The sequence below is a fragment of the Bradyrhizobium sp. genome (assembly GCF_049586575.1).
Classification (GTDB): Bacteria; Pseudomonadota; Alphaproteobacteria; order Rhizobiales; family Xanthobacteraceae; genus Bradyrhizobium.
The window spans coordinates 1-4,053 of the sequence record NZ_JBAVCF010000526.1; the positions used below are offsets into that span (position 1 = coordinate 1).

The 4,053-nt window shown below is 62.5% G+C and carries 3 protein-coding genes; 1 reads left to right on the forward strand and 2 read right to left on the reverse strand.

Going from position 1 to position 4,053, the window contains the following annotated elements:
* Both WB528_RS19750 and WB528_RS19755 read right to left on the reverse strand, forming a co-directional pair.
* A partial coding sequence (locus WB528_RS19750) for a Clp protease N-terminal domain-containing protein (protein ID WP_423890086.1) occupies positions 1-1,583 on the reverse strand: 1,583 nt, incomplete at its 3' end.
* 387 nt (positions 1,584-1,970) lie between these two features.
* Positions 1,971-2,621 carry a TIGR02594 family protein gene (locus WB528_RS19755; RefSeq protein WP_423890087.1) on the reverse strand — a complete coding sequence of 217 codons (651 nt, stop codon included), beginning with the start codon at positions 2,619-2,621 and terminating at the stop codon, positions 1,971-1,973.
* 439 nt (positions 2,622-3,060) lie between these two features.
* On the opposite strand from WB528_RS19755, the gene WB528_RS19760 reads away from it, so the two are divergent.
* Positions 3,061-3,924, forward strand: a complete 864-nt coding sequence (locus WB528_RS19760) for an alpha/beta fold hydrolase (RefSeq protein WP_423890089.1) — start codon at positions 3,061-3,063, stop codon at positions 3,922-3,924.
* The last annotated feature ends 129 nt before the right edge of the window (positions 3,925-4,053 follow it).

Sequence of the window (4,053 nt, forward strand, 5' to 3'; positions counted from 1 at the left end):
TCCATCATCTCGGCGTTCTCGTTGGCCTCGATGTCGACGAGCTTCTTCTCAAGCTCGGGAATCCGGCCATAGGCCAGTTCGCCCGCGCGCTGGAATTCGCCGCGGCGCTGGGCGTTGGCGAGTTCGAACCGAAGCCCGTCGAGTTCGCTCTTGAGCTTCTGCGCGTTCGACAGCTTGTTCTTCTCCGAGCTCCAGCGCGCGGTCAGCGCCGCCGACTTCTCCTCGAGTTCGGCAAGCTCCTTCTCCAGCGTCTTCAACCGGCTCTTGGAGCCGGCATCGCTCTCCTTCTTGAGAGCTTCCTGCTCGATCTTGAGCCGGATGATTTCCCGGTCCATCGAGTCCAGCTCTTCCGGCTTGGAATCGACCTGCATCTTCAGCCGCGCCGCCGCCTCGTCCATCAGGTCGATAGCTTTGTCCGGCAGGAAGCGGTCGGTGATGTAGCGGTTCGACAGCGTGGTGGCCGCCACCAGCGCCGAGTCGGTAATGCGCACGCCGTGATGCTGTTCGTATTTGTCCTTCAGGCCGCGCAGGATCGAGATCGTGTCCTCGACGGTCGGCTCCGAGACGAAAATCGGCTGGAAGCGCCGCGCCAGTGCGGCATCCTTCTCGACATGCTTGCGGTACTCGTCGAGCGTGGTGGCGCCGATGCAATGCAGTTCGCCGCGCGCCAGCGCGGGTTTCAGGAGATTGGACGCATCCATCGCGCCGTCAGCCTTGCCGGCGCCGATCAGCGTATGCATCTCGTCGATGAACAGGATGATCGAACCCTCGGCCGAGGTGACCTCCGACAATACGGCCTTCAGCCGCTCCTCGAACTCGCCGCGGTATTTGGCGCCCGCAATCAGCGAGCCCATGTCGAGCGACAAAAGCTTCTTGTCCTTCAAACTCTCCGGCACGTCGCCGTTGAGGATGCGCAGCGCGAGGCCTTCGACGATCGCGGTTTTGCCGACGCCAGGCTCGCCGATCAGCACCGGATTGTTCTTGGTGCGGCGGGAAAGCACCTGGATGGTGCGGCGGATTTCCTCGTCGCGGCCGATCACGGGGTCGAGCTTGCCCTCGCGCGCCGCCTGCGTGAGGTCGCGCGCATATTTCTTCAAGGCGTCATAGGCGTTCTCGGCCGTGGCGCTGTCGGCCGTGCGGCCGTGGCGCAAGGCTTCGATCGCCGCATTGAGGTTTTGCGGCGTCAGCCCGCCTTTGCGCAGGATGCCGCCCGCCTCGCCATCCTTGGTGAGCACAAGGCCGAGCAACAGCCGCTCGACCGTGACAAAGCTGTCGCCGGCCTTCTCCGCTGCCTTCTCGGCCGCATCGAACGCGCGGGCAAGATCGGGCGCGAGGTAAACCTGTCCGGCGCCGCTGCCGGAAACCTTGGGTAATTTGTTCAGGGCGTCTTCGGTCGCCTTCAGGATGGCGCGCGAGTTGCCGCCGGCGCGGTCGATCAGGCCGCTGGCCAAACCCTCGCTGTCATCCAGCAGCACCTTGAGCATATGCAGCGAAGAAAACTGCTGGTGCCCCTCGCGCGTCGCCAGTGATTGCGCCGACTGGACAAAGCCCCGCGCGCGCTCGGTATATTTTTCGATATTCATGTGATTTCCCTCAGCCTGCCGCTCCACCTCGAAAGCATGGAGGCGGCATCTTCATTGGGTTTCCGCTGATCGCATTGATGTTCCTCAACCGGCAGCGGCCGTCACCGGCCGCGGGTGTGGGACCCTTGCGTCGGCTTGGGGCAAATGTGGGAAGGCTGGCCGGCAAACGGAAGAGGTATTTTCACAAATTCGTGCGCGGGCGCGGCTGGTGGAATCCCATCGCTCTCGGACAAATGGCCTCTCCCTGTGACCGGCAGGAGGATGTTCCCTCCCCCTGAAAAGGGGGAGGGTTGGGGTGGGGGTCAAAGAATATTGGGGTGGGGGTCAAAGAATATTGGGTGGGGGGTCTCGGGGGAGGTGAAGAGGCACCGCCGCCTTCACTGGCGATCAGTTCGGCATCACGTAGGCGTAGATCCGGCCGCGCGAGATCGGAGCTTCCTTGACCCGGTTGCCGTTATTGCCGGAGATCATGATCGGATTGCCGTGCGCGTCGATGCCGGTGATGATGCCGACATGGCCGCCGCCGCGCCGGCCCATCACCGCAATCGCGCCGACCTCCGGCCCGGAAACGCGCTGACCATAGCTTGCGAACGAGTTCGCCATGTCCGAGCCGGTCCCGCGATGGCCGGTTCGCTGCAACACCATGTTCATGAAGCGCGCGCACCACAGGCTGGCGCGGCTGGTCGGATTGCCGCCGAGGTAACGGCGCGCCTCGGAGACCAGATCCGACGAAGCGAACCCGCCCGACGTCGCCTTGCCGCCGGAGAATGAATCCGGCCCGATGCTGGCATTTGCGTTGCCGAGACCTCGCGCTCTCATTTCCGCGACGCCCGCATCCCAACGCGACCCGCGCGCGATGTGGCGGAAGTGACGAACGGCGTAATGCCGTCTCGCGTGGTGACCCATATCGTGCGCGTGGGCATATCGCCGTGAACCGTGATGCGACCGGGCCGCAGCCGGCGTGACTGACGCAGCGAAAGCAGTTGAACACAACGCCAGCGCAATCAGCGACCGACGGAACGTGGATGAATGAAGCATACGCAACAAGTCCTTTTTTATTTTTGACGCCCCCGAGTTCCCCACCGGCCTGGAAGCGGCCGGCATCCGGGGCGCTTAAGAAAATCGCGGTGTGGCGAGAGCAAGACGCGATGTGGCGACGCCCGATCCGTTCCGGGGTGATTCCGCGAGGATTCCGTGACGAAAATGAAACGGTGGTTGCCCCATTGCAGCCCTAGTGGTCCAATTCTAACATTCGCATCCTTGATCAGCGGCCACTTTTGCGAATGTTAGAAGCGCAGGACCACTAGCAGTTCGATGTTTTCAGTGGAGTTTAGGATTTGACATTCGCTTTCCGAACTCGCGGCTTGGTGTGTAGCGAATGTCAAATCCACTCCACTGGCATTGACTGCGAATTTCTTCGGACGGCGCTCCCCGGGCGCGCAAGGCAACAGGACAAGAACAACAGGAGAAGGAAGGAATGCCCTACGCCATCGCCAACGACAAAACCCGCCTCTATTTCGAGGAAACCGGCAGCGGCACGCCCATTCTTTTCCTGCACGAGTTTGCGGCCGACCACACCAACTGGGAGCCGCAGATGCGCTATTTCTCGCGCGGCCATCGTTGCATCGCCTATTCCGCGCGCGGCTATGCTCCGTCCGACGTGCCGCCCTCGGCCGAAGACTACAGCTACAGGCACTTCTATACGGATGCGCTCGCGGTGCTCGACCATCTCAGCATCGCGAAGGCACATTTCGTTGGGCTATCGATGGGTTCCTATTCCTCGCTGCAGGTTGCCCTCCACGCGCCGGAACGCATGCTGTCGATGACGCTGGCCGGTGTCGGTTCGGGTTCGAGCCTGGAAAATCTCGAGACGTTCCGGAAAACCTGCGTTGAGACCGCCGAGCAGTTCGAAAAGATCGGCTCGGTGGAAGTGGCGAAGGTGACCCGCGAGGCGCCGGGGCGGATTCCCTTCCTGGTGAAGGACCCGCGCGGGCATGCGGACTTCTATGCGGCGCTCGCGCGGCACGACTCCAAGGGTTCGGCCAAGACCATGCGCGGCTTTCAGGGCGGCCGGCCCTCGATTGACACGCTGACGGAAGCGATCAAGCGCGCGACCACGCCGGCGTTGATCATCTGCGGCGACGAGGACGACGCCTGCGTCGAACCGAGCCTGTTCCTGAAGAAGCATCTGCCGGCGGCGGGCCTGACCTTCTTTCCCAAATCAGGTCACGTGCTCAATCTGGAAGAGCCGGCGCTGTTCAACGACATGGTCGAGCGCTTCATCGCGCTGGTGGAAGCCAACCGCTGGGGCGCGCGCGATCCGAGGTCGGTGCTGGGTTGACGATGAACAGGATGTCGTCGCGACACGCCGCAAACCGTCATTCCATTACTAAACTCGTAAAGAACGGCTTGGTGACCTCGGCGGCTGGAGGCGGCTTCTCGTCAGAAAGTTCGACAGTGATGAATTCGT

Bases quoted from the DNA above. Each gene is read 5' to 3' on its own strand.
- WB528_RS19755 (WP_423890087.1), bottom strand. From the start codon at position 2,621: ATGCTTCATTCATCCACGTTCCGTCGGTCGCTGATTGCGCTGGCGTTG.
- WB528_RS19760 (WP_423890089.1), top strand. From the start codon at position 3,061: ATGCCCTACGCCATCGCCAACGACAAAACCCGCCTCTATTTCGAGGAA.